Source organism: Corynebacterium glaucum (genome assembly GCF_002287505.1).
Classification (GTDB): domain Bacteria; phylum Actinomycetota; class Actinomycetes; order Mycobacteriales; family Mycobacteriaceae; genus Corynebacterium; species Corynebacterium glaucum.
Genome location: NZ_CP019688.1, coordinates 2,008,825 through 2,031,302, shown reverse-complemented (window position 1 = coordinate 2,031,302; position 22,478 = coordinate 2,008,825). Strand labels below are relative to the sequence as shown.

20 protein-coding genes and 2 tRNA genes are annotated in these 22,478 nt (G+C 63.7%); 13 read left to right on the top strand and 9 right to left on the bottom strand.

The annotated features are described in order from the left end of the window. Positions 1–30: 30 nt before the first annotated feature. Complete coding sequence (gene pepN / locus CGLAU_RS09845; RefSeq protein WP_095660554.1) at positions 31–2,442, bottom strand: aminopeptidase N; 2,412 nt, start codon at positions 2,440–2,442, stop codon at positions 31–33. Positions 2,443–2,722: 280 nt separating this feature from the next. On the opposite strand from pepN, the gene CGLAU_RS09840 reads away from it, so the two are divergent. Both CGLAU_RS09840 and CGLAU_RS09835 read left to right on the top strand, forming a co-directional pair. Further along, positions 2,723–3,343, top strand: coding sequence for a mycothiol-dependent nitroreductase Rv2466c family protein (locus CGLAU_RS09840; protein WP_095660553.1), 621 nt, complete (start codon positions 2,723–2,725; stop codon positions 3,341–3,343). Positions 3,344–3,348: 5 nt separating this feature from the next. Further along, positions 3,349–3,828, top strand: coding sequence for a ribose-5-phosphate isomerase (locus tag CGLAU_RS09835; protein WP_095660552.1), 480 nt, complete (start codon positions 3,349–3,351; stop codon positions 3,826–3,828). Positions 3,829–3,831: 3 nt separating this feature from the next. Here the strand turns inward: CGLAU_RS09835 and CGLAU_RS09830 are convergent, their stop codons facing one another. From CGLAU_RS09830 to CGLAU_RS09820, 3 genes are read right to left on the bottom strand one after another with little or no spacing between them, the layout of a single operon-like run. After that, entirely contained in the window at positions 3,832–4,938 is a 1,107-nt protein-coding gene (locus CGLAU_RS09830) for a glycosyltransferase family 2 protein (protein ID WP_095660551.1), read from the bottom strand. Continuing rightward, positions 4,914–5,810: a glycosyltransferase family protein gene (locus CGLAU_RS09825; RefSeq protein WP_095660550.1), complete on the bottom strand. Its 897-nt coding sequence runs from the start codon at positions 5,808–5,810 to the stop codon at positions 4,914–4,916. Before CGLAU_RS09825 ends, CGLAU_RS09830 begins: the two co-directional genes overlap by 25 nt. Next, positions 5,807–6,658, bottom strand: coding sequence for a WcbI family polysaccharide biosynthesis putative acetyltransferase (locus CGLAU_RS09820; RefSeq protein WP_095660549.1), 852 nt, complete (start codon positions 6,656–6,658; stop codon positions 5,807–5,809). The genes CGLAU_RS09825 and CGLAU_RS09820 overlap by 4 nt, the downstream gene beginning before the upstream one ends. 62 nt (positions 6,659–6,720) lie before the next feature. Here CGLAU_RS09820 and CGLAU_RS09815 point away from each other — a divergent pair, with 62 nt between their 5' ends. Genes CGLAU_RS09815 through CGLAU_RS09800 form a run of 4 tightly spaced genes read left to right on the top strand, consistent with a single transcriptional unit; the run spans position 6,721 to position 11,417 of the window. Beyond that, on the top strand, positions 6,721–7,704 hold the full coding sequence (locus CGLAU_RS09815) for a glycosyltransferase (RefSeq protein ID WP_095660548.1): 984 nt from the start codon (positions 6,721–6,723) through the stop codon (positions 7,702–7,704). After that, the gene (locus CGLAU_RS09810; RefSeq protein WP_095660547.1) at positions 7,697–8,797 is read left to right on the top strand and encodes a glycosyltransferase family 4 protein; all 1,101 of its coding nucleotides are present in this window, start codon (positions 7,697–7,699) and stop codon (positions 8,795–8,797) included. The genes CGLAU_RS09815 and CGLAU_RS09810 overlap by 8 nt, the downstream gene beginning before the upstream one ends. Before the next feature lie 5 nt (positions 8,798–8,802). Further along, positions 8,803–10,602: a glycosyltransferase gene (locus CGLAU_RS09805; RefSeq protein WP_232507102.1), complete on the top strand. Its 1,800-nt coding sequence runs from the start codon at positions 8,803–8,805 to the stop codon at positions 10,600–10,602. An 11-nt stretch (positions 10,603–10,613) separates the two neighbouring features. Beyond that, positions 10,614–11,417 (top strand): N-formylglutamate amidohydrolase, encoded by an 804-nt coding sequence (locus CGLAU_RS09800; RefSeq protein ID WP_095660545.1) that lies wholly within the window; start codon positions 10,614–10,616, stop codon positions 11,415–11,417. A gap of 65 nt (positions 11,418–11,482) precedes the next feature. On the opposite strand, the gene CGLAU_RS09795 is transcribed toward CGLAU_RS09800, so the two are convergent. The 4 genes from CGLAU_RS09795 to CGLAU_RS09780 form a co-directional block, all read right to left on the bottom strand. Next, positions 11,483–12,787, bottom strand: coding sequence for a cytochrome b/b6 domain-containing protein (locus CGLAU_RS09795; protein WP_095660544.1), 1,305 nt, complete (start codon positions 12,785–12,787; stop codon positions 11,483–11,485). After that, on the bottom strand, positions 12,787–13,758 hold the full coding sequence (locus CGLAU_RS09790) for an electron transfer flavoprotein subunit alpha/FixB family protein (RefSeq protein ID WP_095660543.1): 972 nt from the start codon (positions 13,756–13,758) through the stop codon (positions 12,787–12,789). Before CGLAU_RS09790 ends, CGLAU_RS09795 begins: the two co-directional genes overlap by 1 nt. Positions 13,759–13,761: 3 nt before the next feature. Further along, a complete protein-coding gene (locus CGLAU_RS09785; protein WP_095660542.1) occupies positions 13,762–14,538 on the bottom strand; it encodes an electron transfer flavoprotein subunit beta/FixA family protein in 777 nt (258 codons plus the stop codon). Positions 14,539–14,643: 105 nt separating this feature from the next. After that, positions 14,644–15,462, bottom strand: coding sequence for a hypothetical protein (locus CGLAU_RS09780; RefSeq protein ID WP_095660541.1), 819 nt, complete (start codon positions 15,460–15,462; stop codon positions 14,644–14,646). A gap of 133 nt (positions 15,463–15,595) precedes the next feature. Between CGLAU_RS09780 and CGLAU_RS09775 the strand changes: the two genes are divergently transcribed. The 7 genes from CGLAU_RS09775 (at position 15,596) to CGLAU_RS09745 (ending at position 21,802) form a co-directional block, all read left to right on the top strand. Then, positions 15,596–15,670, top strand: a tRNA-Gly gene (locus tag CGLAU_RS09775). A gap of 544 nt (positions 15,671–16,214) precedes the next feature. After that, positions 16,215–16,928 (top strand): ATP-binding cassette domain-containing protein, encoded by a 714-nt coding sequence (locus tag CGLAU_RS09770; RefSeq protein ID WP_157731346.1) that lies wholly within the window; start codon positions 16,215–16,217, stop codon positions 16,926–16,928. 187 nt (positions 16,929–17,115) lie between these two features. Further along, positions 17,116–18,669, top strand: coding sequence for a hypothetical protein (locus CGLAU_RS09765; protein WP_157731344.1), 1,554 nt, complete (start codon positions 17,116–17,118; stop codon positions 18,667–18,669). A 217-nt stretch (positions 18,670–18,886) separates the two neighbouring features. Further along, a tRNA-Pro gene (locus CGLAU_RS09760) sits at positions 18,887–18,960 on the top strand. A 35-nt stretch (positions 18,961–18,995) separates the two neighbouring features. Continuing rightward, positions 18,996–20,357, top strand: coding sequence for a trigger factor (gene tig / locus CGLAU_RS09755; protein ID WP_095660538.1), 1,362 nt, complete (start codon positions 18,996–18,998; stop codon positions 20,355–20,357). 197 nt (positions 20,358–20,554) lie between these two features. Next, entirely contained in the window at positions 20,555–21,148 is a 594-nt protein-coding gene (locus CGLAU_RS09750) for an ATP-dependent Clp protease proteolytic subunit (protein ID WP_095660537.1), read from the top strand. A 33-nt stretch (positions 21,149–21,181) separates the two neighbouring features. Next, a complete protein-coding gene (locus tag CGLAU_RS09745; protein ID WP_095660536.1) occupies positions 21,182–21,802 on the top strand; it encodes an ATP-dependent Clp protease proteolytic subunit in 621 nt (206 codons plus the stop codon). Between the two features lie 71 nt (positions 21,803–21,873). Here CGLAU_RS09745 and CGLAU_RS09740 read toward each other — a convergent pair whose 3' ends face one another. Further along, complete coding sequence (locus tag CGLAU_RS09740; RefSeq protein ID WP_095660535.1) at positions 21,874–22,470, bottom strand: hypothetical protein; 597 nt, start codon at positions 22,468–22,470, stop codon at positions 21,874–21,876. Positions 22,471–22,478 lie beyond the last annotated feature (8 nt).

The following is a 22,478-nucleotide window of genomic DNA, read 5'->3' as shown; positions in this document are numbered from 1 at the left end:
CGCAGCCTAGGGTCCGGGCTAAGCCCCGACCTAAGCCTCCGCGTCGACCCGGCGGTTGCGCAGCGCGCGAGCCGCCCGGTCTTGGCCTTCCGAAAGGATGCGGCGCAGGCCGGCGGGCACAGCATCGTCGGCGAGCAAAGCATTCGGCTTCTCGACGGCCTCCCGCGTCACCGCCCACAGCGGGTACATGCCCTCGAGCGTGCGCTGCGCCATCTCGTTGGTCAGGCGATCCCAGAGTGTCGGCGCGATGCGGAAGTATTCGTCGGTGAACTCATCCAAGCCCTCGGCAGTGAAGGTCAGCCCGTCCATCAGGTAGCGGGCCTCAAGGTTGGTCAGATCCTCATTGACCAGCTTGTCCCAGGCCCATTGCTTATCGACGGCAGCGCGCACCCGCAGCCGCGAGATCGCGCCCTCGTTGGTGTCGTCACTTTCTTCGTCCGCAGCATCCAACGGTAGGGCGCCAGCGGCGACAAGGTTGGTGATCGCCAACCAACGCACCTCTTGGTTATCTGAGGTCTCAAGGAGCTGCGTGAAGTAAGCGACGGTGTCTGCGGTCGGCGTGAGGCGGGCAAGCGCACGGTCGAAGATCGCCTTCGGTTCCGCGCCGCGGAATGCGTCGTTGAGCAACGCGAAGCCCTCTTCCTGCCACGCCGGGTCGACGTACTGGCGTACCGCCTGCGTTGCCTGGGCCAAGAGGCGCTCCTGCACACTCGGGTGCGACACATTGCCCGCCTCTGCAGCGACTGCGCGCACGAAGGAACGTGCCGGGAGCTGCCCGCCGCGCACCGACTCCCACATCCACGACCAGACCAGGGTCTTCGCCAGCAGGTCGTCGATGTCACCGATGTGCTCGATGGCGAATTGCTGGTGCTGCGGTGCCAATCCCATGAGGCAGTAGGTGAGGTCGTCGTCGTTCACCAGCGCCAAATCGTGTTCGATGCCAGCAAGTTCGGGAATTTCGGTGCGTTCGCCGTGGATGTCTACTTCGACTTGGTGAGTGCGTGTGACGGTGCCGTCGATAAGCGAATAAAGCCCGATGCGAACCCGGTGGTCGCGCATGACCTCGGACTCCTGCACGACGGTGAACGTGTCGGCGGTGATTTCGGGGTAGAGGCGGGAGACGCCGGTGGTGCGCAGCCACTGCGCGGCCCAGTCGGACAGGTCGCGGCCGGAGGCCTCCTGGAGTGCGGCGAGCAAGTCGTCGAAGGTGGCGTTGGCGTAGGCGTGGTTGTCGAAGTGCGTGCGCACGCCGGCGAAGAACTCCTCGTAACCCACGTAGGCCTGCAGCTGCTTCAGCACGCTGGCGCCCTTGGCGTAGGTGATGCCGTCGAAGTTCTGCTCGGCGGTCTCGATGTCCGGCGCGTCCGCGGCGATCGGGTGGGTGGACGGAAGCTGGTCCTGCGAGTACGCCCACGCCTTCTCAACGGTGGCGAACGTGGTCCAGGCCTCAGGGTACTCGCCGATGCCCACCTGGGCGGTGGCGGCGGACCAGGTGGCAAAGGACTCGTTGAGCCACAGGTCGTCCCACCACTGCATGGTCACGAGGTCGCCGAACCACATGTGCGCCATCTCGTGCAGGATCGTGTCGTTGCGGCGCTCGAGGCGATACGGGGTCGGCTCGGAGGTGAAGATGTACTCGTCGCGGAAGGTCACCGCGCCGACGTGCTCCATCGCGCCCATGTTGTACTCGGGGCAGAAGATCTGGTCGTACTTGTCGCCAAACGGGTAAGGCCGCCCGAAATTCGCGTGGTAGAAGTCGAAGCCGTCCTTGGTCTGCTGGAACAGGCGCTCGGCATCCATGTGCTCCATCAAGCTGGCGCGCGCGTAGAGGCCCAGCTCGATGGTCTTGTCGTTCGCCTCATCGCGGTAGGTGTCGGTGACGTGCTCGTACTCGCCGGCGACGATGGCGATGAGGTAGGTCGACAGCGGGTAGTCGATGCGGGTGCGCCACGTCTTCGTGCCCGCGGCAGCATCTTCCCCGACGGTCACGGCCTCGTTGAGCACGACGGTGTAGCGCTCCGGTGCGGTGACGGCGACGTCGTAGGTTGCCTTGAGGTCCGGCTGGTCGAACGCGGCGAACACCTTCATCGCCATCGCCGGCTCGAACTGGGTGTACAGGTAGTCCTTGCCGTCTTTCGGGTCGGTGAATTTGTGCAGGCCCTCACCGGTGCGGTTGTAGGTAATCGTCGCGTCCACGACAAGCTCGTGGCGGCCCTCCGAGAGTTCAGGGTCGCGACCCTGCAGAGGCGCCCCGTCGAGCGTTGCGCTGAACTCGTCTGCCACGAGGTCGAAGTGGGTGGCACCCGCCTTCGAGCAGAAGCTGATCGTGGTGCGTGACGTGAACTGCTCTTTGCCGGTCACGTCGACGTGGATGTCGTAGTGCACGTTGTCAATGAGTGCCTTGCGGGCTTCAGCATCTGCGCGTGTGAGATTCGTTTTCATGCGGCCAAGGGTACTCGGCACCTGTGAGCGCCCAGGGGAGAAGGTGTCTGCTCGGGCAGCGTCTGAAAAACTGCTACTTGCTGTAGCTCTCTCAGGAAGCTTCCAGCACCGTTTGCCCAGGCGTGCGCAAAACCCGGCACCTGAGAGAGCTGCGAGAAGTACATTTGCACGGTTAAATCGGGGGTTGCACCGCCGTCAAAGCCTGGGCCGTGCAAGTGCTCCCAAACCGGCTAGAATCGGATGCACCTCCATGCCAAACACCCGTAGAGGAGAACTTCAAATGTTTGTTGAAAAAGTCACTTTTTATTTCGATGTAGTTTGTCCATTTGCGTGGCAAGCCTCCCGTTGGATGAAGGAAGTTGAGCAAGTGCGCGAGGTTAAGGTCGAGTGGACACCAATGTCGCTCGCAGTACTTAACGAAAATCGTGAGCTTTCCGAAGAATTTGAGAAAAGGAAGACAGCCAACTGGGGTCCCGCCCGAGTGTTTGCGAAGGTGAAGCAGGAAGCACCGGAGAAGGTCGACGAGCTCTACACCACGATGGGCGAGATGATCCACCCGGCCGGTGAAGGCGGTAAGCAGGGCTACGGCGCTTACGACGAGATCATCGCCGCGGCGCTGGAAAAGGTCGGCCTCCCGGCGAACATCGCGGAGTGCGCCAACACCTCCGACGTTGACGACTTGCTGCGCGGCTACCACGCGCAGGCGATGGACGCGGTGGGCGATGAGGTGGGCACGCCCGTCGTTAAGCTTGGCGACACCGCCTTCTTCGGACCGGTGATTACCCGTGTGCCCCAGGGCGAGGAAGCTGGTGAGCTGTTCGACGCGGCGGTGAAGCTGGCCTCATTCCCGTACTTCTTCGAACTCAAGCGCTCCCGCACTGAGAACCCGCAGGTAAACTAGCGGCCATGCGTATTTACCTTGGAGCAGACCACGCCGGATTCGAGCGGAAGAACCAGATCAAGGCGCACCTTGAGGCAAAGGGCTTCGAGGTGACCGACTGCGGCGCGCACGAGTACGACGCTGCGGACGACTACCCGGCGTTCTGCATCGCCGCCGCGGAAGCCGTGGTGAACGATCCGGGCTCGCTAGGCATCGTGCTTGGCGGTTCCGGCAACGGCGAGCAGATCGCCGCGAACAAAGTCAAGGGTGCGCGCTGCGCGCTCGCGTGGTCGGTGGAGACCGCGCAGCTGGCGCGTGAGCACAACAACGCGCAGCTCATCGGCATCGGCGGACGTATGCACACCGAGGAAGAGGCGCTCGCGATCGTTGACGCGTTCGTGTCCCAGCCGTGGAGCGAAGAAGAACGCCACCAGCGCCGCATCGACATCTTGGCGGCGTACGAGCGCAGCGGGGTGGCGCCCGAGGTGCCGGGCGCTGGCGCCTAAGTTCTACCAGCCGGCGAAGTAGCGCTCGAGCTGCAGCGGGCCCGCCACCGGGGTCAGCCCAATCGATTCCGGCGTACCGGTGGCTGCCTCCAGACCGAGCGCTGCGGCGCGGGCCGTGCGCACTACGGTGCCGTCACCGCACAGCACGTGCTCCGCGGCGAGCAGGAGGTCTAAGTCCTGCGGTGCCCACGCCGCACCGATGGCGATAGACACGCGCGCGTCGATGGGTGCGCTGCCGACGCGCGGGTCGGCGGCGAACAGCTCGGGCACCTCGGCAACCTGCACATAGGCACCGAACTTCACCCACTCCGCGATGACGAACTCGGTCACCCCTTCGCCGTCGAGTGCCGGCACGGTCACCGCCATGTCGAAGTCGCCGAAGCACACCCCGTCGGGCCGCGCGAGCGGATGAGTGATGCGCGTGGCCAGCGCCAGCGATTCGGAGTTCTTCACCCGCGCAGCCTCGGCCGGGTTATCGAAGCGGGCGCCGAAATCCTCTTCCTCATGCACCGCGATCGCATGCGGTTCGTGCACCAGCGTCGCGCCCGCGTTCCAGGCGCGCCATCCAAACTCCCAATCCTCGCCGCCGTAGCCCACGAACGAGCCGTCAAAGCCGCCGACCTCGTCGAAGAACTCCCGGGAGCAGCTCAGCACCGCCGAGATCACGTATCGCCAAGAGGAGTGGTCGGCGGCGCGCAGGTTGTCAGTGGTGTCCCAGGCGTCGACAAGCCACTGCGGCTCGGTGCGCTCGCGGCCGGTGAGCCGGGTGCCCACGACCACCGCACGCGCATCGCCCACAATGTGCGGCACGACTGCGGACAAGTACTCCGGCTCGGGGACGGTGTCCGCATCCAAATACGCCAGCACCTCTCCGCTCGCCGCCGCAGCACCCAGGTTCCGCGCGGCAGCCGCGCGGAAACCCAAGTCTTCCTGTTGCACCAGGCGCACGCCGGGGATCTGCGGCAGCTCGCGTGAGCCGTCATCGGCAACCACGATCTCCACCTCGCCCGCGTAGTCTTGCGCCCGCACTGCCGCAACCACGCGCGCAAGCGACTCCGGCGCGTTGTAGTGGGGAATTACCACGCTTACAGCAGGCCAGTCGAACGCCATGCGTCCTCCCATCCGCGTGCGACATCGGCCCAGCCGTACTCAGGCGGGTCCATGACTTTCGGCTCGAATGCTTCCACCGCCTCGCGCCACGCGCCGTCGGCAACCAGCGTGATGCGCCCCGGTAGCCACGCGTCGATCTCGCGCGTGTAGTCGGAGTCCGTGGCTAGCACGTTGCGCCCTGCGCCCAGCCAGGTCATCAGCGACCCAGACGCGGAGAAGTGCCGGTGCGCGCACACGGGCACCTCAATGCGGCCCATCTCGCGCGCCATCGCGGCATCGTCGAGCCATCCGGTGAGCTCTACCTTGCCCGCAGTGCGCACCAGCTCCTGCGCCCACTTTTCGTGCCCAGCAGACACCGAGCCGAGAAACCGCAAGCGCTTATCCGGCAGCGCTGCCACCAGGTCCTCGTGCCCCTTGCCCGGGTAGACAAACCCCAGCACGCCAACGGTGCCCGGTTCCGGGTCGAATGCCGACGCAATTACCGGCACCGGCAGGTGAATCACCGCCGCATCACCGTCGAAAAACTGCGCCTCGTGGGCCGAGTTGGTTCCGGTGAGTTGGGCGCGTGCATGGAGCCGTCGATAAGCATCAGCCCTGCGCGCGAAACGATCCGTACCCTCCTCAACCTGCGGAATGTCGTGGAAGCTCACCGAAAGCTCGCGCTCGCCGACTCGGGCCAAAAGCTTATCGACGGCCTCTTGCGGCGTACTCCCGAACAAGTAGTCCGTGAACGTCACGTGGATCGGCTCGTCGGGCAGCGGTTGATCGGTGAACGTGTCCTCGCGGATGACGTCCGCGCCGGTGGCCTGCGCAAGCGACAGGGCGTAGGCGGTGACCCCGTGGTTGTCGGGGCCGACGATGAGATGCTTCACTCCGTCAACCCTAGGTTTTTGATGCGCTCGGCGTGCCGGACCAGGCCATGCTCCACCACGCCGGGGCGCTGGCGGTAGTACTCCAGCTGTTCGCGGACGATCTCGTCGTGGTCGATGTCGCCGGTTTCGCGGCTGCGCCACGTGCCGCGACCCTCGACTGTCACGCCGAGCGCGTCAGCTGCGGCAGCGTCGATGGGGGCGTCGAGGCCGCCGAGCATCTCGTAGTCCGGCAGCGTCACCTCGGCGGTGATGTCGAGGGCGTTAAGGATCTGCGTGGCCATGTGGGCGAGCGTGGCGTTGTCGGGGTGGTTCAGCGTGTGCCAGACGGGGTTGGTTTCCAGGTAGTCGGAGACGACCACAGCGCCGTGGGTGCGCTCGCGCAGGCGCATCTGCTCCACCGACATCGCGGCGGCGCGGCGCAGCGCCTCCGGTGAGGGGGAGGGGTCCACCGGCTGGTCGAGGCCCTTTGCGGCCGCGGCCAGAATGCGCAGGTCGTGGTACGGCACTACCGGCGGGTTCTCTGAGGTGTCGGCGGGATTGCGGATGATCGCGTGGTACGGCATGAGCCCGTCGAAGCGCAGCACCGGAACGGAAACGTGGCGCGCCCCGCGCTTTAGCAGCGCCCGCAGTTGCGAGGTGCCCACGGGCACGCCGCGGTAGTCGTCGCGGATCGGTTGGGTTACCAGCACATCCGTGCGTCCAATGAGCTCGGTGAACCAGCCGAGGTCGCTTGCGGTGAGCTCGTGGACGGGGGTGATGCGCTCGGAAGAGAATTCCCCGGTAGACATGAGCAACCGGCGGGTGGATTCAGCCTGGCAATTGCCAACAACGGTGAGCGTGGGAGCCATGGCACCCCAATCTACGCGGTGAACGTAAGTGCGAAAGATGCGAGAGGGACTATATTAGTGGAGTGCACAGCGGTTCCCCCGAAATCCGGGTGCTTTCGATCCCGGCAGAACACCCCTATACGCAGGCGATTCGTCCTGTGAATGTGGCGTACCTGCCGGACCCGAACATCGACGGGAATTGGTGGCCGCACCCTGCCTTCACTGCCGAGTACTGGCGTGCGATACCCCCGCAGGAGTACCCCGCCGTGATGCACGTGCATTTCGGCTTCGAGCACTTCACGCCCGCGCAGATCCGCGAGCTCGTAGACGTGCTGCCCGTGCCGCTCGTGGTCACCGCGCACGACATTGAGAACCCGCATCTTGCCGACGCGCAGGGTCAGCGCGACCACCAGGAGCGCCTCCAGATTCTCCTCGACGCCGCCGACGCGGTGCTCACGCTCACCGACTGTGCCGCCGCGACCCTGCGGGACGCGTTCGGGGTGGCGCACGTGGACGTCGTCAAGCACCCTGCTCTTGCGAGCCCTGTTGATGCCGACCGTGCGCCGCGTGCGGCGGTGTTTGTGAAGTCCCTGCGCGGCAATGTGGTTGCTGACCCGCAGTTTTACCGCGATATCTCCGGGCGCGTGCCGCTGGACGTCTACGTCCACGACGTGCCGGCCACCGCCGAGCTGCGGGCCGCCCTGCCTGAGGCGCACGTGCACGCGCCGATGAGCGACGCCGAGCTGCACGCCGCGATCGCTGGAGTAACCACCTGCATCTTGCCGTACACCCGGGGTACGCACTCCGGGTGGCTGGAGCTGTGTCGCGACCTGGGCACGACCGTCGCGGTGCCGGATATCGGCTGCTATGCGGACCAAGCCGACACCGATGCGGCGGTCGCGGTCTACGCGGCGGGCGACGGGCAGGCGGCGGGGGAGGCTGCGGCTCATCTCGTTGCGCGCGGAGCGGTAGCCTACGTAGGCGACCGTGCGCGCGAACTGGAAGAGGTTCGAGCCACGCACGCGGATATCTACTCAAGGCTTGCACAAGGAGGGCATCATGCTTAACGACGGCCACTTGCGCATCGCCTTCATCGGGCCCGCTCGCTACCCCGTCCGCGAACCGTATGCCGGCGGCCTCGAAGCGTTTTGCCACACCATGGTGAAAGCCTTGCGGGCGGCGGGGCACGAGGTGGATTTCTTCGCCGCGGAAGGCTCCGACGGTAACTGCAAGGCGTTCGAGCTGCCCGGCGTGGACTGGGGCGACCAGATCGACTTGGCCACCGACACCACGTACCCAGCGGGCGGCAAAGAGCGCGAGGATGCTGCGTTTGTAAAGCTGCGCCGACTGCTGGTCGCCGGCGACTACGACGTGGTGCACAACAACAGCTTGAACCCGCTGATCTTCCCCGGCCCGCACAGCCGCGAGCCGCTACCGATGGTGACCACGCTGCACACGCCGCAGGTGGATGAGCTGCAGGCGGCGATCACCGCTGCCGGCACGCGTGCCGGGCACTTCGCAGCGGTGAGCCACACGACTGCGGACGATTGGACGCTGCCTTACGCGCCGACCGTGATTCCGAACGGGGTGAACGTCTCCACCTGGAAGCTCGGCCCAGGCGGCTCCAACGCCATTTGGTTCGGGCGCTTGGTGCCGGAAAAGGGCGCGCACATGGCGATGGACGCCGCGCGCCGCGCCGGGGTGCCCCTGTTGTTGGCGGGGCGCAAGGGCGACTGCCGCTATTTCCGCGAAGAGATCGCGCCGCGGCTCGCGCCGGGTGTGGCCGAGTGGCGCGGGACGATGTCGCACACACACCTGCGCGAGCTGGTTGCTAACTCCGGCGTCGCGGTGGTCAGCCCGCGATGGGAAGAGCCCTTCGGCCTGGTCGCGTTCGAGGCGATGGCGTGCGGCACTCCGGTCGCCGCTTTCGAGCGCGGTGGCTTGGGCGAGCTGCTGTGCCACGCGCCTGCCGCGCTCGCCCCGCCGGATGACATCGACGCGCTGGCGGGGGCGATCCACCGCGCCCGTGAAATCGACCGCGCCGCGGTGCGCGAATGGGTGGTGGAGCACCACTCGCTGACGCAGACCGCGCGCACCTATGTGGAGCTCTACCGCCAGGTCCACTACGGCTACCTCGCCGCCCAGGTGAAGGGGGCATAGGGCACTTGGCCACGATTGGTATTTACGCCCACCACCACGGTTCGGGCCACATTCAGCGTTGCCGCGAGATCCAGCGCGAGCTGCGCGCGCTCGGTCACGAGGCGACGATCCTCTCCACCGCGGAAAGCGCCGATGTGGTGCTTGCCGACGATGCCGGCCACGGCCACCACGGCCGCGCCATGACCGCCGGCGGCACGCTCCACTACGCGCCCTACGGTAACCAGGGGTTGCGCAGCCGCTTTGCGACGCTTGCCGGGTGGACCGCAGACAACGCCCCCGACGCCTTCTACGTGGACGTGTCCGTCGAGGTAGGAGTGTTCCTACGCCTGATGGGCATCCCGGTCGTCGCGCACGCGATGCCGGGCCTGCGTGATGACGCGCCCCACCAGCTCGCCTACACCCAGGCCGATGCCCTCATCGCCGCCTGGCCCGACTGGATCGAAACCCCTGAGCACCTTCGCGGGCACGAGGAGCGCCTGCACGCCGTCGGCGGGATTTCGCGGCTCACTCCCGCGCCGGGCATCGAGCGCGATCCGCACGCCGTGCTGGTCATGGCCGGCAAGGGCGGCTCCACCTGGGAACCGGAAGACTGGGCTGCGGTCGAAGCCGCCTGCCCCGAGTACACGTTCACGTTCCTCACCGGCGAAAACCGCGTCGACGACCCGACCGAACTCCTGCAGCGCGCCGGGGTCGTGGTAGCGGCGGGCGGACAAAATTCGATCGCGGATATTGCCGTGACCAACGCGCCGGCCATCCTGCTGCCGCAACCGCGGCCCTTCATCGAGCAAAAACTCAACGCCCAAGTGCTCCGAGACGCCGGCCTGGCCGTCGTCCCGGACGGATTTCCGCCCGCTGCTGAGTGGCCAACGCTGCTCGCGCAGGCGAAGGCGCTGGATCCCGACTGGTATCGGTGGCAGACGGACGGTGCCGCGCGGCGGGCCGCGGAGGTGGTAGCTGGGGTGGCCACGGGGGCGTCGTCAAGCAAAATTGCCCTGGTGACTCTTGCTGATGCGAACCGGAAAGCCCACCTCACGCACCAGGTGAACCTGAAGCCCGAGGGCACTGACCACATCACCGTCGCGCTCGCCGATGCCGACGTGCTGGGTAAAGCGGTGCCGAAGTCGCACGTGGTCGAGGCAGAGCCGCAACTAGCGGATGCGAGGAACCTCGCCGCGGCCCGCAGCCTCGCCGCGGCCCGCAACCTCGCCGCGCGCACCGCGATCGAACGCGGCGCGGAGATAATCGTGTTCCTCGACGCCGACTGCGTGGCGTCTTCGCAGCTTGTGCCGCTGTACGTGCGCGCGCTCGAGGCGCACCCGGACGCCGTGGTCGCAGGTCCGGTGACGTACATGCGCGAGGGCGAGCTGCGCACCGTGCGCCCCGATCCGCACCCGGCGCGCCCGAATCCGCCCGTCGGCGAGCTGGAACTCGCCCACGACTACAACCTGTTCTGGTCCCTGTCATTTGCCATGACCGCCGACACCTGGGCGCGCATCGAGCGCGACTTCGGCGGTTTCGACACCGGGTTCACCGGCTACGGCGGCGAAGATACCGACTTCGCCTGGCAGCTTCAGCGCCACGGCATCGAGCTTTACTGGGTTGGCGGCGCGCACGCGTTCCACCAGTGGCACCCCGTTTCGTCGCCGCCGTGGGAGCACCTCGAGGACATCGTCGCCAACGCGAACTACTTCCACGCCAAGTGGGGCAGTTGGCCCATGGAGGGCTGGCTGGACAAGTTCGCGGAGGCAGGGGCAATTTCGCTTATCGACGGCTCCTGGCAAGCGCAAACCCCTACCTCGCAATAACCTACCGAGGTATGTACGACTACCTCACCATCGACGCCGGTGCGAACGATTGCCCCGTGATCCTGCACGTGCCACACGCTTCGCGCCACATCCCGGACGAGGTGGCCGCCGACTTCGTGGCCACGCCGGAGCAAGTGGAAACCGAACTTGACCGCGTCACCGACACTGGTACCGACACCCTGGCCGCCGCCGCGCACGCGCAGTTCGGTGGGCGGTGCTGGATGGCCACCAACGGGATCTCGCGCGTGGTGGCGGACCCGGGCCGGTTCTACAACCAGCGCGACTCGATGGAAGCCTCCGGGCGCGGGCCGGTGTACACGCGGCTTGCCGACGGGGACCTACTGCGCCCGATCGGTTTCGACGATTCCGAGCTGAAGGCGAAGTACTTCTACCCGTACGACGACGCAATGTCGGAGTTGGTCGGGGAGCGCCTACGCGATACAGGTGCGGCCGTGATCGTGGACATCCACTCCTACAACGACCAGCCCGATGAGTACCGCATTCACGCCGGCAAACTGCTGCCGGATGTGTGCATTGGCACCCACTCCGTGCACTCGCCGGCCATCCTCACCGACACCGCGGCACGGATCTTCTCCGAGGCCGGTTTCAAGGTGGAGCGCAACACCCCGTTCACCGGCGTCTACATTCCGGTGGAGTTCGAGATGAACGCCAAGGTGCTCGGCATCATGTTTGAGGTGCGCGACGATCTGCTGGCGGAGGGTTCAGAGACGGCAGATCGAGTGGCAGCGGCGCTCGCAGAGGTGATCCGCGAAGCTGAGGTGATCGCGAACACCGAGATGGGCCGCCCGCACTAACTCGGGTTGGATTTTCCGACGCGCGGAATTTTCCGCGGCGCGGAATCTTCTGCCACGCGGAATTTCTAGCGCTGGCTCACAGAGCCGAACTTGCCCGCGACCGGTGCGACCAGCACCGGCTTGGCAGCGAACCACGCGGCTGCAATCGCTGCGAGGGCGCCGAGAAACACCAGCACACCGGTCCAGCTCGACGCGTCGTTGGACGACGCGAACATCGCGTTGAGGTTGAGCCGCAGCCCGGTGAGCGCCACCAGTGCCACGTGGATGATGGTGAACACGATGAAGAACACCATGACCGGGAAGTGGATCGCACGAGCTGCGGACATCGGGAACCACTTCTGTTTCTTCGGCCACCACGGGCTCATCCGCAGGCCCGAAATGATGGCCAGCGGTGCCGCAAGGAACACCACCGCGAAATACATCAACTCTTGGAGCGCGTTGTAGTGCACCCACGGGTCCTCGGTAGGCCACTCGAGGGAGAGGTACTGGATCCCAGCGGAGACCGCGTTGGGGATGACTTCCCAGCTCGTCGGTACAATTCGCATCCACTGGCCGGTGGTAAAGAGCAAGATGTAGAACAAAGCTCCGAGCGCGATCCACGCGACATCCAGGACCAGGTGCATCCAGAGCGTCAGCGAGATCTTCGCCTTGGGGTTGTTCTTCGGCGCCCAGTAGGCCGGTGGCTTAGTTTCGGTGCGCACACTCCAACCGGTTTTCACGATCAGCGCCATGAGGAACATGTTGAAGAAGTGCGCCCACCCAAGCCACGCGGGAAGCCCCACCGGTGCGCTCTCGGGCAGCGGCTGGGTGCCGTCGTAGCGAGCGATGAAGTCCGCGCCGGTGGCGGAATTGATGAACCACCGCGAAGCCAACACGCCGATAAGCAGCAGCACGGCCGCTGCCACCATTGGCCACACCCACGTGCGTGCACCCTTACCGGTAGCGGCTTCTGCCGGTTTAGTGGCCGGGCGTTTCGCCGGTTGCGCGGCCGCTGCTGGCTGCTCGACCGCTGGTGTTTGGGATGCCGTGTCGGGCTGCGGGTGTTCGGGAGACGCAGTGATGCGGGTCGACCCGGCCGCGGCTTTGCCTGCAGCCGCTGCTTCGGGTGCAGGCTCGGATTCGGGTTCGGGTTGGATGCCCTCGATCATCACGCTGGTCACTGGCGGCCAAGGCTCGCCGCCGGGCACTCGCGGCAGGCCACGCCGGACCGCCACCTCGACCAACTCGCTTTGAGGTGCAGCTTCGGCGGGTGCCATGGACACGTCGAGGGTGCCTTCCGGCAACTCAATCGTTTCTACGGGCGGCCAGGGTTCGCCGCCTTGGACTCGGGGCAGCCCCCGGCGGACAGGTACTTGCACTCCCGCCCCCATTACTTTCCAGCCTCGCTTGCGTCCTTGCGGGACTCGATCTCGGTGATGATCTCCGGCACGAGGTCGAAGATGTCGCCGATGATGCCGAAGTCGGAAATCTCGAAGATCGGCGCGTCCTCGTCCGAGTTGATCGCCACAATCACGTCGGAGGTCTGCATACCCACCAAGTGCTGGACCGCGCCGGAAATGCCCACGCCGATGTAGAGCTTCGGGCTGACCATCACGCCGGTCTGACCGATCTGCGCCTCGTAGGGAACCTGGCCCTCATCCACGGCGGAACGGGTAGCGCCGACCGCGGCGCCGAGCGCGTCGGCAAGACCGCCGACGAGTTCCTCGAACATGTCCTCGTCACCAAGCGACACGCCACCGGCAACCACCTTGTCCGCAGTGGCAAGCTCGGGGCGGGACGATTCCCTTTCGATCGGAGAGACCTCTTTTACCTCGGCGAAACGCTTGCCGGACGACTCAACCTCAAGGTCAATCACCTCAGGCGTGGCCGCCTCCGCGCGCGCTTCCACCGCGCCGACACGCACCGTCACCACCGGGCTCAGGTGCGTTGCGGCACCCACGGTCGAGAACGCACCGCCATAGTTGGAGTGGTCGGTGACAATGCCTTCAGTGTCGCGGCGGATTCCCGTGACGTCGGTAAGCAATGCCCGACGCAAACGAACCGCAAGACGCGCGGCGACATCGCGACCGCGGACCGTGTGCGCGCAGACCACCGCAACTGGGTTGAGCTGGTTGAACGCGGCCTCGGCGGCGTCGACAAGCGGCAGTGTTTGCGCATCGCTCGGCCACGGTGCGACAAGCACCTGCGCGGCACCGAGCTGGCCGAGTTCTTCGGCGTGCTCGCGGGAGTCAGTGACCACCGCGGGCGTGCCGATCGCACTCGCTGCGCCGATGAGCTCGGCAGCAGTCGGCGCGAGGCCGTCATGGCCAGCGTCCAAAATGACAAGAACGGTTGCACTCATCGGTTACACCAGCCCCTTCGATTCCAGGAAGTCCACAAGTTGCTTCGCCGCGGTCGGCCCAGCGTCGATAATCTCGCCGCGCTCGCGGGCGGGGCGGCGCTCCACCGAAACCATGATCGAGCGCGGACGCGAGTAATCCTCCGGATCGATCCCCAGCTCAGCCAGCGTGACCTCGCCCAGTTCCTTCTTCTTCGCCGCCATCAGGCCCTTGAAGTTGGGGAATCGGGGGTCAGGAAATTCGTCAGACACAGCCACAATCGCAGGCAGGGAAGCTTCAAGCTTGACGACGGCACCGTCACTGACCTGCACCGCCTCAACCCGAGAGCCATCGAATGACACTTCAGTGAGGTTGGAAAGCGCGGGCCAGTCCAGCAGCTCGCCGATCAGTGGCGCCATCACACCGGAGGCGCCGTCGGAGGAGGCGGCACCTGCGATGACTAGGTCGTAGCCGTTCTTCCGAATCAGCGCCGCGAGCACCTCAGCGGTAAGCGTGACATCAGCACCGATCAGCGCATCGTCGGAAACGAGGTACCCCTCATCCGCGCCCATCGCGATGCCGCGACGCACCGAGTCTGCCGCCGATGCGGGGCCGACCGTGAGGACGTGGACTTCGGTGCTGTCTGCGGCGCCTTCCTTGATGCGCAGCGCCGCCTCGACGGCGCGTTCGCCGACTTCGTCCGCAACCACGTCGCCGGAGCGGGCGGTCAGCCCCGTTTCCAAGTTCATATCGCGGTCGCTGTAGGTATCAGGGACCTCTTTCAGCAGCACTGCTATGCGCACTGGTGCTCCTTTATGTGGCGTCTCTGGAGGCTGGGATGAACGCCGGAGAGTTTACCTCACGCAGGTAGGCGGGCCTAAAAGTTGTATTCGCGCCTCACTTCTGGGCTAGAAGTCGAAGCCCCCGAAGTCGAAACCGCCGCCGCCAAAGTCTCCACCGAAATCGCCGCCAAAGTCGCCGCCGTCCATATCTCCCATGTCGCCGCCGGCATCACCCATGTCACCACCCATATCGCCCATATCGCTAGCAGCATCAGCACCGCCGAAGTCGCCGGCCTCGAACTCAGCCGCGCTCGGGGTGCCGACCATGCCTGCGAACATGGCGGAGTAGAACATCATCGAGCTTGCGGCCCACATGCCGGTCATCATCGCCGGCGCCCACCACGCGGCCGAGTACCAGCCGGCTGGCACCGGGCGTCCCGCCACCGCACCGCCGGGGTAGTAGTGCGGGGTCTCCGCGGTAGCCACGGGCGAAGCGGTGATAACAGTGCCGTCCTCCTGCTGCACCGATCGCGTCTCTGTTACGCGGCCAGCCTGACGCTGTCCTTCGAGCTCGGGCAGCTGCGGGCCAGCCGGCAGACCCATGATCTCGCGGGCGGCGTTGACGTAGTGCAGGCCCTCAAGCGCGGATTCGCGCGCGAGCATCGCTTGCTTGACGGTGCGGGCATCAGCAAGGCCCGCAGATGCTGCGTTAAAACGCTCGGACGCATCGGCCATGGCCTGGGTTGACGCTGCGTCGTTGCCCGAGATTGTCAACACCTGCGAGCCGAGGCGGTCGGTCCAACGTTTTGCGTCAGCCAAAGCGTCGTCAAGCTGCATTTGCTCTCGCTGCTGCAACTGTTGCCTGGAACCTTGACCCCCGCCGTTCATCATCGGAACGAAGAGGGCGACAAGAGCAAGCAGGAGAAGGAGGGTGAAAAGGCTCATGGGTGCTCCAAAGATGTGATTGTGATGTACCTATCTTCGTAACGCTCAAGTGGACCACGATGTTCCGGATGGAAGGCGGCGTTTGGAGGCCTGGGCCCCGCTGCGTTACTATTTCAAGCGCGTTTAGCGCACTGGGAATGTCGTATAGTGGCTAATACCTCAGCCTTCCAAGCTGAAGACGCGGGTTCGATTCCCGTCATTCCCTCCATGTCATCAGTCGCGACATAGTTGACAGATGAGTCGCGACATGGTAGACAAACCGGCACCCCGGTTTTTGTTTTCTTGGGTGCCGGTTTTGCTCTTTCTCCGGTTGGTGGCAGGGTTTCCGTGCTATTGTCTGGCACTCGTGGCTAATCGCGAAACCTGACCATCGTGGACTTAGGAATCTCGGTCCTTGCGCAAGTGGGTTAAGAGAGGCCCAGCCCCGCCAGGCACCCGCGAGGATACGACGAGGTGCGAGAACGAGGGGCTTGCCAACTTAAAACCGAGGCAGACACCCTGATGATAGTTGGTAGCTCGTCCGGTGTATCCCCGGATCGGTCAGCGTGATCTATGTGAGCGATCCAGTATCTATGTGAGCGATCCAGTGCAGAGCTGCTAAAAACCTTGGGAATATGCAAAGTTGCCGTCAAATTAGGCAGAATATCGCGGAGTATTCTATTGGGTGCGTATCATTAGATTAATCGAATGCGGAAAAGGGTCGCGACCAGTTGCCTGTGCCAAGGTGAATTGACGGAGAACTGTAGATATTCTTGGTTTATCGCTTTCAGGTTGAAAAGGTGCTGCCCGAGGTTTTTCATACCAGGAGTGATGAAGTGGCTCAGGCGATTGGCTCAGCGGTGGATCTGTCATTTCGGTTCTCACGCCACGACCCATGGGTTATCTCGGAATGTTCGTTCACCCTTTGGCCGGGGCAGATTTGGCAGATCGAGGGGCCGTCGGGGTCGGGTAAGAGTACCCTCCTGGAGATTATCGGCGGAATTCTCCGTCCCACAAGCGGCAGTTACGCTGTTGGGGAATTGCAGATGGCCTCGGCATCCGACCGGGCTCGTGCGCGGTGGCGAGCTCGCGAGGTCGGTTTCATCACTCAAACGCCAGTGCTGTTGGAAAGTTTGACGCTGGGGCAGAATGCGGAACTCGCGATGAGCGTAGCGGGCAATCGTCCTGATAGCAGAACGATACGTGGCTTATTCGAGGTGCTGAAGATTGAGGAGCTGGTAGACAGCTTTCCCCACGAGGTCTCTGGTGGCCAACGTCAGCGGGCGACGATTGCGCAAAGTCTGGCTAAACGTCCCGCACTTATCCTCGCAGACGAGCCGGTAAGCGCCTTGGATACATCAAACCGTGAGATTGTCCGGGATCTGCTCTCTGAACAGGTCGACAACGGTGCATGTCTCATCTTTAGTTCACACATCCCCCTGCTTGAAGCAGCCGTTACTGACCGTCTCACTCTTGGCGAACAATAGAGCTGCTATGAAGCGATCCTCAACGCCTACTGTGGTTTCGACTCTTACCCGTGAGATGTTCATATCTCGGCCCCTGACGTTGGCAATGCTTGGCGCGGCAACAATCGCAGTAGCGGCTGTTATCGGGTCGTACTACGCCGTTGCTTTCTCGACTGGAGGTGACGACGGCGTCCGACTATCGATGACAGTGACGGCAGTTGCTGCATTGCCCCCGATCTGTTGTGGAATTTACCTGAGCCAAAAAAGTTTTTTCCAAGACTTCAACGAGACGTTCTCATATTTGTTTCGGCTAGGGGTTCCACGGCGTTCCGTGAAGCAGGTTGCACTGATATTCGGATTTATACAGGGGATTTTTGCTGCGGTGGTCGCGACGCTGGGAGGTCAGGCAGCGTTCCATTTGTTCACGCTAATCATGCTTTGGAATATTAACCTTGACCTCCCGGATCAGCTCGGAGGTTTCGGTGTGATCGGTCTAGTCTCGCTCGCCACAGCACCACCGGTTTTTACAATCAGCGCCTTACTCGGATGCCAATCGGCTTTGACACAGACAACCCAAACGTTCAGGCCGCGTTCTAGGACGCGTGGCCTTGTGGGTGCCTTCGCTGCAGCGACTTTGACCATTTGGTCTGTGTATGTCGGTTGGACGGTGGTGAGGGACCCTGCTGACGCGAACCCCACCAAGTTCGTTGCCGTACTTATCGCTGCTGGGTGCCTTAGCCCGCTGCTGCTCGCACCACTTGTGGACCGGATCGTATTGCCGTTTACGGTGCGCTTCCGCGGTTGGAGCCAGTGGTCTGTTGCCGCTCGATCGATGATTCTTTTTCGGACCCTGGCGACTGCGTTACTTACTAGCTTTTTGACCATGATCCCCATGCTCGCGTTCACTGAGGCGGAAATTTCAATCGAGAACTCCCGCGTGGGACTCAAGAGCATCGTTACCGACGCATCCATCCTCGCTTACGAGGATGGATCGTTGCTTCTTTTCGACCAAGCCCAAGATGTTTGCACGGATCTTGGAGTTAAGTGCGCGGGAATCGTTTCGTTAGTTCTTCCGCCGGAAGGTTCGCACCAAGCCTCTTATGATATCAGCGCAACAACTAATGAAGCGGTTCTGCGCATGTTCGGTGGTATGCCGCCCGATTATAAGTCGGTTTGGGAGAAGGAACCATTGGGCACCTCGTTCGCCCTGTACTGGGCTTACCAGCCGCCGGGGTCCGGCGCGACGCCTGTTCTTGGGGTCCCGGTTCTGCGAGACGGTGCAGCGAGTCCTGGCGCTTTTGAAGATCGCGATCTGATGATTATGGACGCGTCTGAGTGGGCCGAACGCGCAGATGGAGATCTTTTCTATGGTGCCTATGGCACGGGTACAACTGGGTTAATCTCGACGTTTGCATACCTATTGCTTGGGTGCGTGATAATGATTACCACTCTTGGCACGTCTCGTCGAGATGCGCTACGGCGAAAGTTAGACCCGCTTCGACAGTTCGGATACAGCGAGCTGCAAGTGAAGCTTACTCATATGCTGGTTACGCTGATCCCGCTCGCGCTCGGGGTTTTTGGAGCCTGGCTCCATGTCATTCTCTACAGCGCGTTCGCGCCGCACGCTCAGGCCCTTGAAGTCAAGTTTGTGTGGCCGTACCTTCCACCTGGTCTGGTAGCTCTGACCTTACTCGTCATGCTCACAGGCAGCATAGTTCCAGCATTTTTGTTACGCGACCCAATTAATCCGAGTCAGCAGTAAAACAAGCGCCTAAATTTTTCCCATGCCATACACGGCATGCCGAGAGCCGTGCGTCTTCACCTCACCCTATGCGTACGGCCACCGCGACTAATCCAAACAGCGCCTGATCATTCCAGGTCGCTCTCCACCACCAGAAATCAGACAAGTCGCCCCCCAGTATCAGTTGGTTTAAGCGGGCGCTACAATTAGCCGCTGTGAGTTGGGGCAGCCCAGCTTACGGGGCGTGGCGCAGTTTGGTAGCGCACCTGCTTTGGGAGCAGGGGGTCGCAGGTTCAAATCCTGTCGCCCCGACTAGGAAACATCGATAAGTAGTACAGGAGTAATCCGTGAAGTCATCCGTCGAGAAGCTCAGCGACACCAGAGTCAAGCTGAACGTCTCTGTCCCGTTCGACGAGCTGGGCAAGGAGATCGACCAGGCATACAAGGCGATCGCGCAGCAGGTCACCATCCCGGGTTTCCGTCGCGGTAAGGCTCCGCGCCAGCTTATCGACGCCCGCTTCGGCCGCGGTCCCATCCTTGAGCAGGTAGTCAACGACATGCTGCCGACGCGCTACGACGCTGCGCTGAACGAGAACGAAATCAACCCGATCGGCCAGCCGGACATCGAGATCACCAAGATCGAGGACAACGACGTGGTCGAGTTCACCGCCGAGGTGGACGTGCGCCCGGAGATCACCGTGCCGGACTTCTCCAAGATTGCCGTCACCGTGCCGGCACTCAAGGTTGACGATGAGGCGCTTGAGGCCGAGCTGGACAGCCTGCGCGGCCGCTTCGGTGAGCTGAAGGACACGAAGCGCAAGCTCAAGACCGACGACTTCGCCGTGATCGACATCGAAGCGACCATCGACGGCGAGAAGCTCGACGAGGCTTCCACCGAGGGCCTGAGCTACCAGATCGGCTCCGACGACCTGATCAAGGGTCTGGACACCGCACTGCGCGGCCTGAAGACCGGCGAGGACGCCGAGTTCACCACCACCATCGAGCACGGCGAGCACAAGGGCGAAGAGGCCACCATCAAGGTCACCGTCCAGCAGACCAAGGAGCGCAAGCTTCCGGAGCTTGACGACGAGTTCGCTCAGATGGCATCCGAGTTCGACACCGTCGACGAGCTGCGCGAGAACACCCGCACCCAGCTCGAGGAGAACAAGAAGGCGCAGCAGGCTGCGGACATCCGCGACGAGGTACTCAAGGCCGCCCTCGCCGAGGCGACCTTTGCACTGCCAGAGTCCATCGTGGACGAACAGGTGCACAACCAGCTCCACCAGCTGCTCGGCCAGCTCGCACACGACGAGAACGCGTTCGCGCAGCTGCTCGAGGCCCAAGGCACGACCCGCGAGGAGTTTGACAAGCAGTCCCGCGAGCAGGCAGAGGAGTCGGTGCGCACCCAGCTGTTCCTCGACGCCGTTGCAGAGCAAGAGCAGCCGGAGGTCTCCCAGGAGGAGCTCACCGACCACATCCTGTTCACCGCGCAGTCCTACGGCATGGACCCGAACCAGTTCGTGATGGAGCTGCAGCAGTCCGGCCAGATTGCGAACCTGTTCTCGGACGTGCGCCGCGGCAAGGCACTTGCAGTCGCCATCGCCCGCACCTCCGTCACCGACGATGAGGGCAATACGGTTGACCCGAACGAGTACTTCGGCGACATCGAGGACGAGGCAGACTCCACCGAAGCTTCCGAGGAGAAGTAGCGTCCCAAACCAAGCCCCGGCAGCGGCAACGGCAACCCGTGCAGCTGCCGGGGCTTTCGCTATCCCCGGCGGATAAAAACCGCCTGCAAACCCAACCCGTACGCCAAAAGCGAACACTCCCGGCCTGTGTGGAATGGCCGAGTAGGGTGGTGGCGTTACCCATAACGAAACACCAATTGAGCAAAGGAGCGGTGCACATGACTAACCCAGCCAGCGGCATGAATCTGGGAGATTCCGTCTACGAGCGTCTGCTGCGCGAGCGCATTATTTTCCTCGGCCAGCAGGTCGACGACGAGATTGCTAACAAGCTTTGCGCCCAGATTCTGCTGCTCTCCGCAGAGGATCCGACTCGCGATATCAACCTCTACATCAACTCCCCGGGTGGCTCGGTCACCGCGGGCATGGCCATCTACGACACGATGAAATACTCCCCGTGCGACGTAGCTACCTACGGCATGGGTCTGGCCGCGTCGATGGGCCAGTTCCTCCTTTCCGGCGGTACCAAGGGCAAGCGTTACGCGCTGCCACACGCCCGCATCATGATGCACCAGCCGTCCGCCGGCGTTGGCGGCACCGCGGCAGACATTGCGATCCAGGCTGAGCAGTTCGCGCAGACTAAGCGCGAAATGGCAGAGCTCATTGCGGAGCACACCGGCCAGAGCTTTGAGCAGATCACCAAGGACTCGGACCGCGACCGCTGGTTCACCGCCCAGGAGGCCCGCGACTATGGCCTCGTCGACCACGTCATCGAGACCGCTGCCCAGGCTGGCGAATACTCGATCGGCGAGTAAGCACAGCACGAGCAAGAAGCAAAGGAGCAACCAATGACTTTCCAGATGCCCAATTCCCGCTACGTGCTGCCGCAGTTCTTGGAAGAGACCAGCTTCGGCACGAAGCAGATCGACCCGTACGGCAAGCTGTTCGAGGAGCGCATTGTCTTCCTGGGTACCCAGGTCGACGACACCTCGGCCAACGACATCATGGCGCAGCTGCTGGTGCTCGAGTCCCAGGATCCGGACCGCGACATCACCATGTACATCAACTCGCCGGGCGGCTCGTTCACCGCGCTCATGGCTATCTACGACACCATGCAGTACGTCCGCCCCGACGTCCAGACCGTCTGCCTCGGCCAGGCTGCATCTGCCGCCGCCGTGATCCTCGCCGCCGGTGCACCGGGCAAGCGCGCGGCGCTGCCGAACTCCCGCGTGCTCATCCACCAGCCGGCAACTGAAGGCACCCAGGGCCAGGTTTCTGACCTGGAGATCCAGGCTGCAGAGATCGAGCGCATGCGCCGCCTCATGGAGGACACCCTGGCGCAGCACACCGGCCGCACCTCGGAGCAGGTCCGCATTGACACCGACCGCGACAAGATCCTCACCGCGGCCGAGGCTGTCGAGTACGGCATCATCGACCAGGTCTTCGACTACCGCAAGCTCAACGTATAGAGAGCTTTTCGCTTATCGACGGCGCGAGCGCCCACCCACTTCCACGGGTCGGGCGCTCGTTGCGTTTTTGACTATGGCTGCGAGAACGTGCGGTGAGGGCCAGCAACGGTGAAGGAATCGTTGCCAAATCCGCATTGGATGCTCGCATCATCCGGCACCTGACACCAGGCGCCGTTGAATTCCACCCGCTGACCCGGTTGGAGCGGGGTGTCCGGGTTCTCGAAGGGAACGCCCTCGACAATTCCCCAGATGATCTCACCGTCTGGCGCAAAAATCACTGAGGTTGGGCGGCCAGTGAACGGTCCCCACGGTCGGCCGGGCATATCCTCGAGGTTGGGCACGTCGGCGGGTGCTGTGGCGTCGCACGAGATGTTGGCGTCGCTTAACAGGCAGAAGTAGTTCACGCCCGCCAGCGGCGTGAGGATGGCGATGTGGCTCTCGCTGCCAGGGATCTTGAACGGCTCGGGCGAGACGGTTTCATACGACGGTTCGGTTTCCGTCGTCTCCTCGGGTGTCTCGGACGCGGTAGGCGTATCGGAGGTATCGGAGGAGGCCGGCGCATCCTTTGGCGTCATCGACGGTTCGACCGAATCCTCCTGGGAGCCGCTACAGCCAGCCAAACCAACGCAGGTCAGTACCGCGAGAACTCGTTTCGTCACCATGTTCATGCGCCGAA